A 16,555-nucleotide genomic window follows, 5' to 3' on the forward strand; every position below is an offset into this window, starting at 1 on the left:
TGCTGTAGCCCTAGGGCTCAGGCAACGATGCGTGCAGCATCCACTCCCACCTTTGCCACGTATCTGTGCGCAGTATCTTCGGCAATCTCAACCAGGCGCTCGGCCCAGTCGGCGCCTGAACGCCATGCCACGACGAATGGCATCGGCGGCGGCGACTCCAGGCCATCCAGCAAACGCAACGCGCCTGCGCGCAATGGCCCGGATGCCAGTGCGGGCGGTATGGCGCCCACACCGAAACCGGCCTGGGTCATTTTGAGTATGGCCGTCACAGAATTCACGCAGCTCACTTTTGCGTTGCTGATGTCGTGCGACTGCATTAATCGCAGCAGGTCCTGATGCGGCCGTGAGTGGCGAGAAAACGTGATGAGCCGTTCGCGCCCTAAGCGCTCGAATGCAGCAGCTGACGTATCTCCATGGAAGTGGGCCGCGATAGGCGAATCCGAGGCGACCAGCCAGCCGAGCGGCAATTGCAGCAGCTCGATGCTGCGGATCGTCTCATCGCGCAGCATGTCGGTCTGGATCACCATGTCGAGCATGCCGCGGCGCAATTGCTCGTTCAATACCAGCGCGGTCTCGCAGGTTATCTCGATATTCAGATTGGGATAGTGGTATGCCGCATCGCTGACGAAGTCGACGAACCAGGAGTGGATGGCGCTATCCATGGCGCCAATCCGGATGGTGCCGGACGCCATCTTGTCGTCATGCAAGGAGGCGGACAAGCGCGCGATAGCTTCGCTGACCTGCTCTGCGTGCTGCAGCACCCGCTCTCCGGTGCGGGTGAGCATGACACCCTTGGCTTCGCGTGTGAAGAGCTTTGTCCCCAGCTCTTGTTCGAGTGCGGAGATACGGTTCGAAATGGCCGCTTGCGTCGAATGCTGCTTGTCTGCGGCAAGGCTGAAACTATGCAGTTTCGCTACCCAAATAAAGGTTTCGATGAATTTCAGATTCACGTTCTATCTCCGCGGCATGGCTTCAAAGCCGGATGAGCATTGCCGGCAACGCAAGGAATGGTTTCACGGCGCCGATTACAGCTGCTCTATTCAATATGCCCGGCGAGACAGGAAAAAGGGGCCAAAGCTTGACTCTGTGGGTTGCTGGGCGCCTGAAATCATTGATGGGGGAAGACGTTGCCGAGGTGAATAATAAAAAAGGTCCGCAGCAATGCGGACCCTTTTTATTACATCCAACGGCTCTTGTTTCGAGCCGGAAAGACTAATTATCTTGTGCTGGCTACCCCGTTTATTGGACTTTCTTGGTGCGCGCAATCGATCCGCTGCTCGCATCTTCCCGGTAAGCGTACGCCACCTTGCCATTGCGGATTTCGCCCATGACGATCATGTTGAGAGCGATCGCCTCATGGTCGGTCGCCGAGAACGGTTTGAAGTAGCGCGAGACGACGGTCGACGTAGTGTGCACCTGCAGGTTCTCGAGGGCGTCCTTGACCTTGGCGCCGTCTACCGTATTGGCCTGGAATATCGCCAGCGTGATCAGGCGCAGCGCATCGTAGGTCTGGGCGGCGGCCACGGCGGACGGGATGTGGTTGGTCTTGTTGACGTTGCGGTAGGTCAGCGAGAACTGGTTGCTGACTGAACTCAATTCGTTTTCGATGAAAGTCACCGAACTGCGCACGCCTTCGGCGCTCTGGCCGGCCTTGTCGATGAAGGTCTGCTGCGACATGCCCCACGGACCGACGATCGGCAGCCGCAGTTTCAGCTTGTCCGCGCTCTTCACCACCATCGCGCCTTCGGGAGCCAGGCAATACATCACGATGGCTTGGGCGCCGTTGTCCCTGGCGTGCTGCAGCTGCGCTGTCATGTCCTGGTCGCCGACCTTGAAGCCTTCCACCAGCACTGGCTTGAGCTTGCGCCGGTCCAGTTCCGCCAGCATGCTTTGTTTGCCGAACTGGCCGTACGGACTCTCGTCGTGCAGCACGGCGATCTTGTCGATCTTGCGACGGTCGATGACGTCGTTGAGAATTACGATAGGCTGCAGCGCGTCGCTGGCCGAAGTGCGGAAGATGTAGCTGACCGGGTAGGCCGGCGGCATGAAGGATTTGGTGATGGTGGCGCCGGTAGCTCCGGTGACGATCAGCGGGATCTTGGCTTCCTGGAACAGTTTCGCCGCCGGCAGGGCGACGCCGGTATTGCCGAAACCGACCACGGCAACCACGCCTTCTTTCTCGATCATCTCCTTGGCCATGGCGGAGCCGACGTCCGGCTTGGCGCGGTCGTCGCGTTCGACCAGTTCGATCTTGCGGCCGAGCACGCCGCCGACCTGGTTGATGTCAGCCAGGAACACCCTGGCGCCGCCTATCATGCTTTGTCCCATGTCTTCCGAAGGGCCGGTGATCGGGCCGATGACGCCGATCTTGATGGGCGGTAGTTCGGCTTGTGCGCTTGCGCTGAATCCTGCTGCTGCCAGACAAAAAATGAAGCCATACGTGCTGCGCTTTTGCATCGCCATCTCCTAGATTTAATTGCCGTTTTTAATTACCGTTATTAGTTTCTTTTGAGCAATATACAGCAGAGCGATGAAAAACAAGGGGTTTTCAAACCTTCCAATCAAAATATAAGGTTGTCGTTTTAAACTGACCGGGCCGCTGCTCCGGATAAAGGAGCAGTGCGCATCAGCTTGCGTTAGGCAGCATGCGCCTGATTGCATCGCCGCAAGCGGTCTTGACCAGGAGGCAGACCGCTTCCGCCGACCGGCCGGGGGCAAGCAGGCGAAACATGGCGAAGCCGGTGAGGCCGAAGATGAGGTCGGCAGTGTCGCGCTGCTGTGCGGCCGTGGCACGGCCTTCGGCCAGGCGGCCAACCAGTGCGCCAATGATCTGGCGGCCGCGCCCCAGTCTCTCGCCCAATGCCTGGGCAATGTCCGGATCGACCAGCATGGCGTCCTGCAGCCGGCCTATGGCGGGATCGCTGCTCCAGAACTCGCAGAAGATTTCAGCCAGCAGGTCCAGGCCGAGCCGCGGATCGGGCGCAGCCCAGGCTTCGCCGAGGCGCATGATGCGGCCCCTGCGCGCTATATCGTCGAACACTGCCTCAAGCAGGCCCTGGCGCGAGCCAAACTGGTTGTACACCGTCAGCCGTGTAACGCCCGCCGCCTTGGCCACCGCCTCCAGCGAAAAAGCGGTAATGCTGTGTTCCTCGCGCAGCAGCTGGGTGGCCGCCTCGACAACGCGGCTGCGCTTCTCGGCCGCGGCGTCCGCCCTCACCGAACTGACATAACTACGTTTAGGCATTGCACCCCTTTTTATTTGAATATACTATGAGTATAGTTAATTTGAATCTCACCGGGAGTCCATCATGCAGCATGTCATTATGTTAGCAACATCCCTTCATGTCCTCGCCACAGTTTTCTGGGCGGGATCGACCATGGCGATGGCCGCTACCGGCGGCGTCGGCAAATCGCTGTTCCTGCGCCAGCTGGCCGCGGGGCTGGTTGCGCTGCTGACTGGCGTCTATCTTTGGCACACCTTGCATGCCGGCGAACCTGGTCCCGGCGAGCGGATCCTGGCAATTGGCGCCGGCTGCGCACTGCTGGCGTTTGTGCTGCAGGGACTGCTTGCCGGGCCGGCGGTGTGGAAGCTCAGCAAAGGGGCGAGCGGCGAGGGCGGCGCGCGTACCCGCATCCTGGTGGGGTATCGCGCTGCGGCGTTGTTGCTGGCGGTGGCGGCCATCGCCATGGGGGCGTTCCGCTACGCCGGGTTTTAGGATTTTCAACGGCTTGATCCGCTGGATATCAGGCGGATGATGCGCCATTCAGGTAGCCGCCCACCGCCAGCATGACGCGCCGTTCCAGCGCGGCCGCATCGAGTTCGCCGCGCTCGCCGGCGGCGTCGACCATGCCGTGCACGATGGCCAGCAGGTCATAGGCTGCCAGCTCCCTGTCGGCCAGTCGCGGCGCGTCGGGCAATTGCAGGGCGCCCGTCAGCTGCGCATGGATGGTATCGGCTACGCGTTGATCGCGGTCGCCTAGCGGCAACCGTTTTTCCTCGAAATCGATGAGCCTGGCCAGCACCGGCCGCCGCATCTGATGCGCAACCGAGGCCCGCACCATGTCCAGGATACGGCCGTGCGAGGTTTCCCCTTGTCCGGCGCGCTCCACATCCGCCAGCAACTGCGCTGTCTCGCGTTCGATCAAGGCGACGGTCAAGGCATCGCGGTTGGGAAAGTACTGGTAGAGCGAGCCGACGCTGACGCCGGCGCGTTCTGCGATGGCGTTGGTAGTGCAGGCGGCCAGCCCCTGCGTCTCGAGAATGCGAGCGGCTGCTTCGAGAACGGCTTCAACGGTATGGGCAGAACGCGCCTGGACCGGCAATTTGCGGGGTTTCAGGCGCTGCGTGGCGGGCGATTTCGGCATAAGAGGAGCGCGAGTTTGAATGTGAATGATAGCTCGTATTATGCGAAAACTACAACAGGGCGGCCTTGCATGAATCTGCGCAATTAAGGGATTTTTTAAGAATATCCAGTAAATCGCATTGTCTTGGTGAAATTTTAAGCAAGTCAAAGCCACGATGAGAAAAAGCTTATCGGCAAGTGTGGCAAAATTCCCAAAAAGATAGGTTTATTTCTATGTAGAAATAATTGTAATTCTGACTGGTGATACAATTGTTTGCAATCTTGCATGCTTATATGGTTGTAAGATTGCTGTACGGAATGCGTTCACGGGTGTTTTCTCATGCCGCCGTTCGTAGCGCGAGGACGTCTCAGGGCCCGTCGCGTTGTGTCGTTTCTCTACAGACATTCTCAGCTAGACGAACTTTCAGTTTCAATCCGCTTGCTTGCGGAATAACCAGCGTTAACCAAGTTTTACTTAATTCATAAGGGGTATCACCATGGCAATAGACGTTTATCTGCAAATCGATGGCATCAAGGGCGAGTCGACCGACAGCGCGCACAAGGACTGGATCGAGTGCAAATCGGTACAGTGGGAAGTGCTGCAGCCGAAGTCGGCAACTGCATCCACCGGCGGCGGCCATACGGCTGAGCGTTGCGAGCACAAGGACATCGTCCTGACCAAGATCGCCGATCTGGCCACGCCGCTGCTGCTGCAGAACTGCTCATCGGGCAAGACCATTCCGAAAGCCAAGTTTGAATTCCTGCGCGCCGACGGCAAGGGTGACCGCATCAAGTATTTCGAAATCGAGCTGGTCAACCTGCTGATTTCCGATGTCACGCCATCGGTCCAGGAAGGCGACGTGCTGAGCGAGACTGTCAGCCTTAAGTACTCCCAGGTCAAATGGAAGTACACACAGCAAAAAATCGGCGGCGGTTCGGGCGGCAATACTTCCGGCGGCTGGGATCTGTCGACCAACAAGGTCGTGTAATTTTCCTGCACCGATAAAAAAACCGCAGCTTGCTGCGGTTTTTTTTCGGGTTTTTTTGTTTACGCCGGCTCGGGCTAGGCATGCCGCCAGGCCGCGATGATGAACAGCGCGGAAGCGAGCAGGCAGCATAGGGTCCGGACATGGTTCCAGCTGGTCCAGACACTGAGATAGTTTTGCCAGACCTGGGACGATTCCGGTTTGGATGGATCGACCACAGCTAGCGCGTTATTGAGCGGAACGTTAAATCCCATCGTCACCAGGAAACCTCCTGCAAGATAGGACAAGCCGCCCGCCAGGAGCCAGCCTGCATACGGCTGCTGCCAGCGGAAAATGGCAAACACGGCCAGCGCCGCACAGACCACGGCGGTACCAAGGAATAAAAGCAGGAACAGCGGATTGAGCACCGTGATATTGACGGACTGCATGGCGGCGATTCCGCTGGCCGGCGCGATGCGAGACAGGGCGTTCATCACGAAATTGGAAAATGCGAAGAACAGCCCGCCCAGCAGCCCGCAGGCAAGCGCTGCATACAGTGAAATCGGGAACAACAGATTTTCAATGAAAGTCATGTGAAGGTCTCCGTTGATATAAAACCGTAGATAGTCGCCCGCGTGGCTTGCAGCCGCCGCGCGGGCGTTGGCCCGGGTCTCTTTTTGTTGATTAGAGGCCGATTTCTAATGTACCATGCTGATCCGTTTGAGCTTTGGCGCAGGCTTGCCATCAGGGGCGAGGCGCTGCCGCCGGCGCCAGGTTTCATCAAGCCTTCAGCAATGAGGGCTTTTTTATTTTTCCAGTAGAACGTTGGTATTTTCGCAAAGTACGGTTTATTGCGTCAATGGCCATCTCCTCGCGATGCCGGCACAACCCGGGTCGACAGTTTTTGTATTTTTTGTATTTTTGTATGTCTAACGGCCGGATACGTAAATGAAAAAAATTAAAGCAACGACTTGGATCATGGTCGGCATGGTCCTCGGGATCGTGGTCGGCTATATCTGCCACAACCTGGCGCCGGATGAAGCCGCGGCAAAAGAAATCGCCGGCTACTTCTCCATCATCACCGATGTATTCCTGCGCCTGATCAAGATGATCATTGCACCGCTGGTGTTCGGCACCCTGGTGTCGGGCATCGCCGGCATGAAGGACAGCAGCTCGGTGGGCCGCATCGGCGTCCGCGCCCTCGGCTGGTTCGTGATTGCTTCGCTGCTGTCGCTGGCGCTGGGCATGCTGTTTGTCAACGTGCTGCAGGTCGGCCATGCGCTCAACCTGCCGCTGCCTGCGGTAGGAGCAGACACCAAACTCAATACCAGCGGCTTCAACCTGAAGGATTTTGTTTCGCATGTGTTCCCGAGCAGCTTCGTCGACGCCATGGCGAAGAATGAAATCCTGCAGATCCTTGTGTTCTCGCTGTTTTTCGGGTTCGGCCTGGCGTCGGTCAAGGGCGAGGCCGGCAAGGCCGTCACCAACGCCGTCGACGGCCTGGTGCACGTGATGCTGAAAGTGACCGATTACGTGATGCGCTTTGCGCCGCTCGGCGTATTTGCCGCCATCGCCGCCGTCATCACGGTGCAGGGCTTCGGCGTGCTGACCACCTACGCCAAGTTCCTCGGCGGTTTCTACGCCGGGCTGGCGACCTTGTGGGCGCTGCTGATCGCCATCGGCTACATCTTCCTGCGCGGTTCGATCTTCACCTTGCTGCGCCTGCTGAAAGAGCCGATCATGCTGGCGTTTTCCACCGCCAGCAGCGAAGCGGCTTATCCGAAGACCATGGAGCAGCTGGAAAACTTCGGCGTCAACAACAAGATCACCGGTTTCGTGCTGCCGCTCGGTTATTCCTTCAACCTCGACGGTTCGATGATGTACCAGGCGTTCGCCGCCTTGTTCGTGGCGCAGGCCTACAATATTGAAATGTCGTTCGCCCAGCAGCTCACCATGCTGCTGGTGCTGATGGTGAGCAGCAAGGGCATGGCTGGCGTGCCGCGCGGTTCGCTGGTGGTGGTGGCCGCCATCCTGCCGATGTTCCATTTGCCGGAAGCCGGCATCCTGCTGATCATCGGCATCGACCAGTTCCTCGACATGGGCCGCACTGCCACCAACGTGGTCGGCAACGGCATCGCCACTTCGGTGATTGCGAAGTGGGAAGGCGAGCTGGACGAAGACGCCGGCCGCCGGGCCCTGGAAAACAGCAGGGCCTGACCGGCAAGACATGAAATGTAGAATCTGAGACACAGCGCCCAAGAGGCGCTGTTTTTCATTCGAGAGTATGCTAATTTACCGGCATGCATTCTTCTATAAATGACCGGAAAGAAATCCTGATGGAGCAATTGCGCATCACCACCGAAGCGGCTGAACTGGATGTTCCGCTGATCCACCGTTTCCTGTCCGAGGAATCGGCATGGGCCCGCGGCATACCGCTGGCCACGGTCGAAGAGTCGATACGGAACTCCCTGAATTTCGGCCTGTTGGCCGGCGCTGGCCAGGTGGCTTATGCGCGCGTTGTCACCGACTATTCTACGTTTGCCTACCTGGTCGACGTATTCGTGCTGGCCGAGCATCGCGGCAAGGGCCATAGCGCCAGGCTGATGGCTGCCGTCATGGAACATCCGCGGCTGCAGGGGCTGCGCCGCTTCATGCTGGCGACCAGCACTGCCCACGGCTTGTATGCCAAGTTCGGTTTTGCGGCGCCGGCCCGGCCGCAATCGCTGATGGAGCGTTATGCGCCTGATGTATATGCAACCCTGACCTGAACAGATCGCCATACCTATCTGCGGGAACAAAAAAACGCGCCGCGGCCTCGACAGGCCGCGGCGCGTTTTGTATTTACTTCAGGGTCATGGCAAACACGTGCATCAAGGCGCCATTGTCGGTCTGGTAGGGCAAGGTCACGCTCTTGACCGTGCGCTTCTTGTCAAGCTGCGCATCCCAGTAGAAGACATAGGCTTTGGTGGTGTCGGCATTGCCGTTCTGGTCGACCCGGTAGGCGCTGGTCAGAGCGATCTGGTTGTAGCTGCCGACCTTGCCGCCACCGCCGCCCAGGGTCCAGTCGTCGAAACGCAGGTCGAAGCTGGACTGGGTATCGTCGGTGTAGGTGACGATCAGCTTTCCGGTGGGCGCGGTCGAGGCATTGGTGGAGCTGCCGAGCAGGGCCAGCTTGTCTGCCGCCTGCGGCTTGGCGAAGGTGATGACCTGGCCTTGGGTGACCATGTTGTCCAGGCCTGACTTGCCGTCCGGCCAGGCGAACGATACGCCGTTGAAGCTGACGCTGCCGCCTGCGCTTGCTCCGGCTGCCGCCAGCGCTTTCGAGGAATAGCTCCAGCCGCCCATGTCGTAGGTATAACCTTCCAGCCCGCGCACGGTTTTCTGGCCGTCGGTGCCTATGCCATGGTTGTTGAGCGCGTCAGCCAGGCTGCCGAAACCGTCGAGGCCAAAGGATGGCATCTTGGCCGATGAATCCTTGCCCCATTGCGACTGGCTCGCCGCGAGGGAAAAGTCCAGCGTTGCGCTGTCCTTCAGGTCCTTGAGCCACAGCCATGGCATGTCGAGCGCATGGCCGTTCAGCGCCAGGCTCTGGATGTAGGGCGAATTGGTGGCGGCGCCGCTGGCGTTGATCACCAGTTTCTTGGCGCCGTCGGCCCAGCGCACCACGACCTTGTCGAACATCGGGCTGCCGATAGTCAGGCCGCTCACCGCCTGGATTTCCGGATACAGGCCGAGCGCGGCCCAGACATACCAGGAGGAAACGGCGCCGAGGTCGTCGTTGCCGGGCAAGCCGCCCGGATCGTCCGAGAACACGGTGTTGGCGACGTCGCGCACCACCTTCTGGGTGCGCCATGGGGCGCCGGTCCAGTTGTACAGCCACGGCGTCGCAAAACTCGGTTCGTTGCCCATGTAGAAATTGGGTTTGTTCATGCCGGCGTTGAGATCCTGGAAGAAGGCGTCCAGCCGCTTGATGGCGGCGTCGTTGCCGCCGACCAGGCCGAACAGGCCGCGTGCATCGTAGGCTGACATCCAGGTGTACTGCTCGGCGTTGCCTTCCACCATGTCGGCGTTAGGCTGCGGATTGAGCATCCAGGAACCGTTGCGGTAGCGCGGCAGCAGCTGCTTCTGGGCCGGGTTAAACTGGTTCTTCCAGTTGGCGGAACGGCTCAGGAACAGCTGGTAGTTCATGTTGTCGCCGAGCGCCTTGGCCAGCTGCGAGGTAGCGAAATCGGCGGTGCCGAATTCGAAGGTCAGCGAGCCTGCCCACCAGCCGTTGTCCATGCCGGCGTAGCCATGCACCAGATAGTCGTTCATGCGGTCGGTGCTGTCCCTGACATGGTCGCCGGTGCATTGCACATCGGCCTTGTTGCCGACCAGGGTCATGTACTCCAGCGCTTTCTTGGCGTCGAAACCGGTGGCGCCGAAGGCGTAGCCGCCCATGATGGTCGGCACGCCGGAATCGCCCGGCATGATGCCGGCGTCGACATTGATCGGCGCCCAGCGCGGGATGGCGCCGCACTGGTCGGCATCGTTCACCAGCGATTGCATCATGTCGCTGCTTTCCTTGGGAAACAGCATGCTGGTCAGGGGGATCAGGCTGCGGTACACATCCCAGTTGGAATAGTTGACGTACTGGGTGCGGCCGGCCGCGACCTGGTGCACTTTCTGGTCGAAGCCGATGTAGTCGCCGCTGACGTCGCTATTGGTGTTGGGCGACAGCAGCGAGTGGTAGAGCGCGGTATAGAACTTGCGCTTTTCGGTATCGCTGCCGCCGGTCACCTGGATTGTGTTGAGGCGGGTGTTCCAGGCATTGTCGGCGGCATCGCGCACCGCATTGAAATCCCAGCCGGGGTTTTCCTGTTCCAGGTTCTTGCGCGCATTGTCGCTGCTGACATAGGACAGGCCGACCTTCATCAGCACCGCCGGGGTGGTGCTGGCGTCGAAGGTGACGCTGGCCTTGCCGTTGCTGATGGCGGCGGTAATGTTGCGGTCGAACTTGGCGTAGAAATACAAGGTGTAAGTGCGGGCGCCGCAAAACTTGCCGCCGACGGTGGAGCCGGACAGCGCGTCCTTGCCCTCGGTCTTGATCACGCCGGTGGTGGAGGCGATGGTATTGGTGCGGGTGGCGTCGAACACCAGGTAAGGCGTCTTGTTGGCGCTGGCGGTGGCCGATTTGGCGGGAAAGGTGAAGCGGCCGAAACCGGTTCGGGTAGTGGCGGTCAATTCGGTGTTGATGCCGTCGTTCAGGGTCACCTGGTAATAGCCGGGGCGCGCCGCTTCATTTTTGTGATCGAAGTTTTCCTTGGCGTTGACGCCGACCGCGCTGGTGTCGAAGGTCGGCATGACCGGCAGCTCGCCTTCATTGCCGTCGCAGCCGGAGCCGCTCATTTGCGTCAGCGGAAAACCGGTGATGGTCTTTTCCTTGTAGATGTAGCCGACCGGATGGTCCTGGCCGCCGTTGCTGGGCGTCATGGGCGTCCATTGCACCATGCCGAACGGAGTCGTGGCGCCGGGGAAAGTACCGCCGCGGGCGCCGGCCGGCACCGGATCGGTGGCTGGTTTCGACGAGTCCGCGGTGCCGACGAACGGATTTACATACTTGGTGAGCGCGGCTTTGACAAAAACATCCGTGCTTGGGAGTGGCTGTGGCGTGCCTGCGCCGGATATGGCTGGGGGCGCGGTGGTGGTGGCAGGATTGGCGACAGCGACAACCGGCGGCGTGACAGCGGTGCCGTTGGCGGCTGGTATCGACGTTGTGCCGTTGGTGGTGCTGTTGGTGGCGCCGGGTTGCGCAGTGGTGCCGGCGCCATTGGCGTTGAGCAGGGATTGGTCCGAGCCGTCGCCGCAGCCGAACAGCAGCGCGACGGCAAGTCCGATCGAGAAATTCTTCTTCAGTTGCAGATTCATTGTTCCTCCAATATTTTTTGAAAGTCCACGTTTCCGGATAGCGCTGGCGTGATGGAACAAGGGCGCAGGCGCCCGCGCCAGCAGCGGGCGAACGCCGGCGGACCGACCACGTGGGTGCGGTCCGCGCTGTTCAATGCGGATCAGGGAGTCTGTAGGAAATTGCCGCTGGCGCCGGATGGCGGCGTGCTGGCCTGGCCCCACGTGGTGGGAGCGTCGGCGGTGCTGAAATCCAGCGTGCCGCCAGCCTGCACCTGGTTCAGCGGCAGCCAGGTGCTGTTCCAGTCCTTGCCGTTCACCTTCAAGGCTTTGACAAATGCGGCATTCTTGTCGCGCTTGATGAGCAGCCGTTTGCCGTCGGCCAGCTGGATGATGATATTGGCGAACTGCGGCGTCGCCATGGTCAGCCCGGGTACGCCCGGGATCATCGGGTACAGTCCGAGCGAGGCCCATACATACCAGCCCGAGGTGGCGCCGACGTCGTCGTTGCCGGGCAAGCCTTGCGGTTTGCTGGAGAAGGTGGCGGCCATGATTTGCGGCAGCACGAACTGGGTGCGCGCTGGATTGCCGCTCCAGTTATAGGCCCATGGCGCGGCGAAGCCAGGCTCGTTGCCCATGTAGAAGTCGTTCGAGTTTTCGCCGCCGTTCAGCCTCTTCGGATCAATCGCCAGTCCTGCCGGCGATTTTTTTGCATCGGCCGAAGTGGTGCTGACGGAAAACAGGGTATCGAGCCGCGCCACCGCGGCAGTATTGCCGCCCAGCGCCGTGACGATCTTGCCCAGGTCGTGCGGAATGGCCCATAGGTACTGGGCTGCGGTGCCTTCATGGTAACCGTCGTCCTGCGAAGGCGAAGCCCAGTTGCCGGCCAGGTCCTTGACCGCCAGCGTCTTGGTGTCCGGCTTGAACAGGTTTTTCCAGTTCTCGCCGCGCAGCAACAGCGTGCCGGCGCTCTTCTTGTCGTCGGCGCTGGCGTCGCTGAGGTTGTTGATGAAGCGGCCGATGGCGAAATCGCGGCTGGCGCCTTCGATGGTGATGGAGCCGGTATGGATGCCGCTGGCGTCGCTGCCCTCGGCGACATAACCGAGTTTCAGGTAATCGGGCATATTGCCTTGGGCGCTGCCCGCCACGTTCCTGCCGAAAGCTGGATTGCCGTTGCAGGCCGGCCATTGCGGCGAGTCGGCGGTGGGGCCGAAGGCTGCGCGCTTCAGGAAACCCAGGGCAGTGGCGCTGTCGAACCGGGTAGCGCCGAACGCTTGCAGGCTGGCCAGCAGCATCGGCGCGTGGTCGCCTTCCATCGGCACATCGTCGACATTGGCGTCGGCCCAGTGCGGGAAGGCGCCGCATTGCATGGCGTCGTTGACCAGCGATTGCGCCATGTCGGCAGCCTGGTCGCGGAACAGCCAGGCATGCATCGCGCCCAGCGAGCGGTAGGTATCCCAGATCGAGAAGGTGGTGTAGTGGTTGCGCCGCACCAGCTTGCCGTCCTTGTCTTTGTAGGTCTCGGTCTGGTGGCGCTGCTTGTCCATGCCGATGTAGCTGCCGTCGACATCGCTGAACACGGTAGGGCCGGACATGACGTGGTAAAACGCCGTATAGAATTGCTGGAGGGCGTCGGCGCTGGCGCCGGCGGCATCGACCTGGATCGTGTTGAGCCGGGTGTTCCATTCGGCGCCGGCTTTTTTCGCGGTGGCGCCGAAATCAAAACCGGCGTTTTCCTTTTTCAGGTTGAGGCGGGCGTTGGCCGGGCTGACGTACGATAGGCCGATCTTGACCAGCGCGCTGCTGGCGGCCGATTGCGACAGGTCGAAATTGAGGATCAGCGTACCGTTGTTGTTGATGAAGCGCGGCGCCTTGGCGTAGGCCGATCCCACCTGCAGGTAGAAATAGGCATCGTAGCCGCCGCCGCAGTTGAACTTGTTGCTGGTCTTGCCGTAGAAGCCGTTGGCATCGGCCGGGTCCTGCCAGATCTGGGCGTTGATGCCGGTCATGGAATTGGTCTGGGTGGCGTCGATCACCAGGATCGCCTTGCTCTTGTCCGGATAGGTGAAGCGCGCCATGCCGCTGCGCGCGGTGGCGGTCAGCTCGGTGACGATGCCGTCGTCGGCCTGCACTTTGTAATAGCCGGGCGCGGCTTGTTCGTTCTTGTGGTCGAAGGTGCTGCTGCTTTTGCGCATGACCAGGTTGTTGTTGCTGGTGAGCTGGGTGGTCAGCATGGTCGGCATGATCGGCAGGGTGCCGCCGCTGCGGCAGCCGGGGCCGCTGATGCGCGTCATGCTGAAATAATTGATCATCTTGCTGTCGTAGTTGTAGCCGGACCCGCTGGAATAATATTCATGATCGATGTCGGTGTCCGGCCCGAACGACACCATGCCGAACGGCAGCGTGGCAGCGGGACTGGTGTTGCCGGGATGGGTGCCGCCCGGCTGCTGCTGAGTGCCGAGGAAGGGCTTGACGTATTGCGTCAGCGCCAGCTCGGGCAGCGGCTTGACGATCTCGTTGGCGTCGGCAACGACGGGAGCGGTGCCGGCCGGGCCAGCGGCGCCGGTTGCCCCCGTTGCTCCGACAGCGCCAGGTTGGCCGGGAGCGCCGGCCGAACCAGCCGCGCCGGTGGTTCCGGCGACACCGGCAGCGCCAGCCGTTCCTGCTGCGCCGTCGCTGCCCGGCAAGCCGCTTGAGCCGTCGCTGCAGCCGAACAGCATTGCGGCGGCCATACCAATTGCAAGATTCCTGCATGATTGCTTGTTCATTGTTCCTCCTTATAGTCGTCACCCGGTTCAAACCGGGTAATCGGATACACCTGCCTGCTACGAATGCCACTGTAAAGCCGGTATTGCCAATATCCGGGCGCAAGTCGGCCCAGCGCGGCGCCATGGGGCGTCGCGTATCAAGAGATGTTCAAGAGAAAAATGCTGCCGGTTGCGTCGACGGATTCAGGATCAGCGGTAGTTCGGTTTCCTCCGGAGGCGGCGCGCCTGCGCCGCTTGTGCTGCTACAAATTCATGGTTCGGACAAGGCGCCCAGCACTTCATAACAAGCGCCCATGGTGTGATAGTCGGTCTTGCCGGCCGGGCTTTTTTCGTCGCCGTACTTGCGGTTGTCGCGTGTCAGGATGCGGTACCAGGCGCCGTACTGGTGATCGACGAAATGCTGCCAGCTGTACTGCCAGATATGTTCGTACCAGTCCCAGAAACGGTTCTTGCCGGTGCGTTTGGCAAGCAGGGCGGCGGCAGCGAAGCTTTCCGCCTGCACCCAGAAATACTTGTCCTGGTCGCAGATCACGCCGTCCGGCGCGAAGCCGTAGTAGATGCCGCCGCAATCGATATCCCAGGCGGCGTCGAGGCCGGCGTCGAACAGTTCGATGGCGCGCGGCAGCAGCCATTCTTGCGGCCGGTGCCGTTCCAGGATCAGCAGCAGCTTGGCCCACTCGGTATGGTGGCCGGGCTGGAAACCCCAGGGACGGAAGATATTGCTGCTGTCTTCCTTGTTGTAGTTCCAGTCTGGGGTCCAGTCCTGGTGGTAATGCTCCCAGATCAGGTCGTTGCTGAGCGCGGCCTGGCGGACGGTGATGTGGTGCGCCACGGTTTCGGCGCGATCCAGGAATTTTGCATCGCCGCTGGCTTCGTAGGCGGCCAGCAGCGCTTCGGTCATGTGCATGTTGGCGTTCTGGCCGCGGTAGCTTTGCACTTGCCAGTCGGCGCTGGCCTCGTCGGCATACAGGCCGGGGCCGGCTTCCCAGAAATGCTGTTCGAGCAGGTCGTAGGTCTGGTACAGGTCTTCTCTGGCGCTTTCGACGCCGGCCATCAAGGCGTGTGCATAAGCTAGCAGTACAAACGCCAGGCCGTAGCAGTGGCGGGTCGGATCCAGCACCTGCTTGCGGCCGTCTTTCCATGACAGGGTCCAGTCGTAGCCTTTGTGCACAGGATCCCAGTGGCCCTCGCGCAGGAACGCCAAGCCGTGCTTCACTGCATCCAGGTAGGCGGCGTCGCCGAAATGGCGGTACGCCATTGCATAGTTGAAGATGAAACGGGTGCTGCTGACCAGGTGCCGGGTTTCGCTGTCGTATACGCTGCCGTCATCCTTGAAGAAATGATAGAAGCCGCCGGAAGGATCGAGCGCCGCCGGATGGTAGAAGCGCATGGTGTCGCGGATGTGCTGCAACAGGAAAGCAGGATTGCGGAATTCGGCTTTAGGCATTGCGGTCGGTTCAAGCATGTTCATGACGATAACGGATCAGTTGCCAAGCGTGCTGGCGCGCTGGATCAGCTCCACCGGCAGCATCACTTCGGGTTGTACGAGGGAGTCTTCCAGCAGCAGCTTGATGCCCAGCTTGCCGAGGGCTTCCTTGTCCACCGCCAGCGTGGTCAGCGCCGGCGAGGCACTGGCGGCGGCGTCGATATTGTCGAAGCCGACAATCGCGATATCTTCCGGAATCCGCAAGCCGCGCATCTGGCATATGCTCATCACGGCCAGCGCAGTGGCGTCGTTGTAGCAGAACACAGCGTCGGGCGGCGAGTCTGACTCCAGCAGGGTTTGCATCGCGGCGGCGGCATGCAGGTGCAGTTCCGGCCCGGGCAGCAGGGTCACTTCCAGGCGCGGGTCGAACAGGCGGCCGGCTTCGAACAGCGCCTGGCGGTAGCCCAGCGCGCGTTGGGCAATACTGTAGTGCGACAGCGGGCCGCTGATGAAGGCCAGCCGTTTGCGGCCGATTTCTATCAGGTGGCGGGTCGCGGCCAGCGCGCCGCCCAGGTTGTCGGAATTGATGGAACGGAAACCGGGCGCCCACAAGTCGATCAGCACCACCGGCTTGCCGCTTTGGGTCAGCAGTTCCAGCACTTCCGGCTCCATGAAACCGGCCACGGCCAGCGCGTCGGGTTCATGCAGGCGGATCTGTTCCATCACGCTATCGGCGGGGCCGACCGACAATACGGTAGGTACGATGCTGCGTTCGCGGCAGGCGGTTTCCACGCCGTGCAGCACATGCGAAAAAAACGGGCTGGCGACGAAATTATTGTGCTGGCGATGCAGCAGGAAAGTCAGGCGCCGGATTTTTCCCTGGCGCAGGTTGGATTCGTTGTAGCCGAGCTGGCTGGCGATCTTTTGCACATGGACACGCGTCTGTTCGGTCAGGCCGGGCTGCTTTTTGAGGGCGCGCGATACGGTGCCTATGGATACGTTCGCGGCGGATGCGATATCCCGAATCGTTGGTCTCATGATCTTCTCCTGCAAGCTGGGGCATGCATTTTTCCAGGGCGGACGCCGCTGTCTGCGGCGGCGACGGTTACTGCCCGGGATTGTTTTAGTTGAGTAGTAATGTATAGTAAAAAACTTAAATTTACAAACATT

Annotated in this window: 13 protein-coding genes; 4 read left to right on the top strand and 9 right to left on the bottom strand. The window is 60.6% G+C overall.

From position 1 onward, the window contains the following. Positions 1-17: 17 nt before the first annotated feature. The 3 genes from CFU_RS03520 to CFU_RS03530 form a co-directional block, all read right to left on the bottom strand. The gene (locus CFU_RS03520; protein WP_014004673.1) at positions 18-950 is read right to left on the bottom strand and encodes a LysR family transcriptional regulator; all 933 of its coding nucleotides are present in this window, start codon (positions 948-950) and stop codon (positions 18-20) included. Positions 951-1,239: 289 nt separating this feature from the next. Beyond that, complete coding sequence (locus CFU_RS03525; protein ID WP_148264751.1) at positions 1,240-2,457, bottom strand: ABC transporter substrate-binding protein; 1,218 nt, start codon at positions 2,455-2,457, stop codon at positions 1,240-1,242. Positions 2,458-2,626: 169 nt separating this feature from the next. Next, positions 2,627-3,244, bottom strand: a complete 618-nt coding sequence (locus CFU_RS03530; RefSeq protein ID WP_014004675.1) for a TetR/AcrR family transcriptional regulator — start codon at positions 3,242-3,244, stop codon at positions 2,627-2,629. Between the two features lie 133 nt (positions 3,245-3,377). On the opposite strand from CFU_RS03530, the gene CFU_RS03535 reads away from it, so the two are divergent. After that, positions 3,378-3,716, top strand: a complete 339-nt coding sequence (locus tag CFU_RS03535) for a hypothetical protein (protein ID WP_148264752.1) — start codon at positions 3,378-3,380, stop codon at positions 3,714-3,716. 28 nt (positions 3,717-3,744) lie between these two features. On the opposite strand, the gene CFU_RS03540 is transcribed toward CFU_RS03535, so the two are convergent. Continuing rightward, positions 3,745-4,365, bottom strand: a complete 621-nt coding sequence (locus tag CFU_RS03540) for a TetR/AcrR family transcriptional regulator (protein WP_041741186.1) — start codon at positions 4,363-4,365, stop codon at positions 3,745-3,747. Between the two features lie 475 nt (positions 4,366-4,840). Between CFU_RS03540 and CFU_RS03545 the strand changes: the two genes are divergently transcribed. Further along, positions 4,841-5,332 carry an Hcp family type VI secretion system effector gene (locus CFU_RS03545; protein WP_014004678.1) on the top strand — a complete coding sequence of 164 codons (492 nt, stop codon included), beginning with the start codon at positions 4,841-4,843 and terminating at the stop codon, positions 5,330-5,332. 74 nt (positions 5,333-5,406) lie between these two features. Here CFU_RS03545 and CFU_RS03550 read toward each other — a convergent pair whose 3' ends face one another. After that, complete coding sequence (locus CFU_RS03550) at positions 5,407-5,901, bottom strand: DUF1772 domain-containing protein (protein ID WP_014004679.1); 495 nt, start codon at positions 5,899-5,901, stop codon at positions 5,407-5,409. A 355-nt stretch (positions 5,902-6,256) separates the two neighbouring features. Here CFU_RS03550 and CFU_RS03555 point away from each other — a divergent pair, with 355 nt between their 5' ends. Then, positions 6,257-7,525, top strand: a complete 1,269-nt coding sequence (locus tag CFU_RS03555; protein WP_041741188.1) for a dicarboxylate/amino acid:cation symporter — start codon at positions 6,257-6,259, stop codon at positions 7,523-7,525. A gap of 119 nt (positions 7,526-7,644) precedes the next feature. Next, a complete protein-coding gene (locus CFU_RS03560; RefSeq protein ID WP_041741189.1) occupies positions 7,645-8,076 on the top strand; it encodes a GNAT family N-acetyltransferase in 432 nt (143 codons plus the stop codon). Between the two features lie 73 nt (positions 8,077-8,149). Here CFU_RS03560 and CFU_RS03565 read toward each other — a convergent pair whose 3' ends face one another. The 4 genes from CFU_RS03565 to CFU_RS03585 all read right to left on the bottom strand — a co-directional run bounded on the left by CFU_RS03565 (position 8,150) and on the right by CFU_RS03585 (position 16,423). Beyond that, positions 8,150-11,215 (bottom strand): GH92 family glycosyl hydrolase, encoded by a 3,066-nt coding sequence (locus CFU_RS03565; RefSeq protein WP_148264753.1) that lies wholly within the window; start codon positions 11,213-11,215, stop codon positions 8,150-8,152. A gap of 140 nt (positions 11,216-11,355) precedes the next feature. Beyond that, entirely contained in the window at positions 11,356-13,959 is a 2,604-nt protein-coding gene (locus CFU_RS03570) for a GH92 family glycosyl hydrolase (RefSeq protein WP_014004683.1), read from the bottom strand. Positions 13,960-14,209: 250 nt separating this feature from the next. Beyond that, positions 14,210-15,430: an AGE family epimerase/isomerase gene (locus tag CFU_RS03580; RefSeq protein ID WP_014004684.1), complete on the bottom strand. Its 1,221-nt coding sequence runs from the start codon at positions 15,428-15,430 to the stop codon at positions 14,210-14,212. Between the two features lie 12 nt (positions 15,431-15,442). Then, complete coding sequence (locus CFU_RS03585) at positions 15,443-16,423, bottom strand: LacI family DNA-binding transcriptional regulator (protein WP_041741191.1); 981 nt, start codon at positions 16,421-16,423, stop codon at positions 15,443-15,445. Positions 16,424-16,555: the final 132 nt, after the last annotated feature.

It is taken from the genome of Collimonas fungivorans Ter331, assembly GCF_000221045.1.
In the GTDB taxonomy this organism is placed as follows: domain Bacteria; phylum Pseudomonadota; class Gammaproteobacteria; order Burkholderiales; family Burkholderiaceae_D; genus Collimonas; species Collimonas fungivorans_A.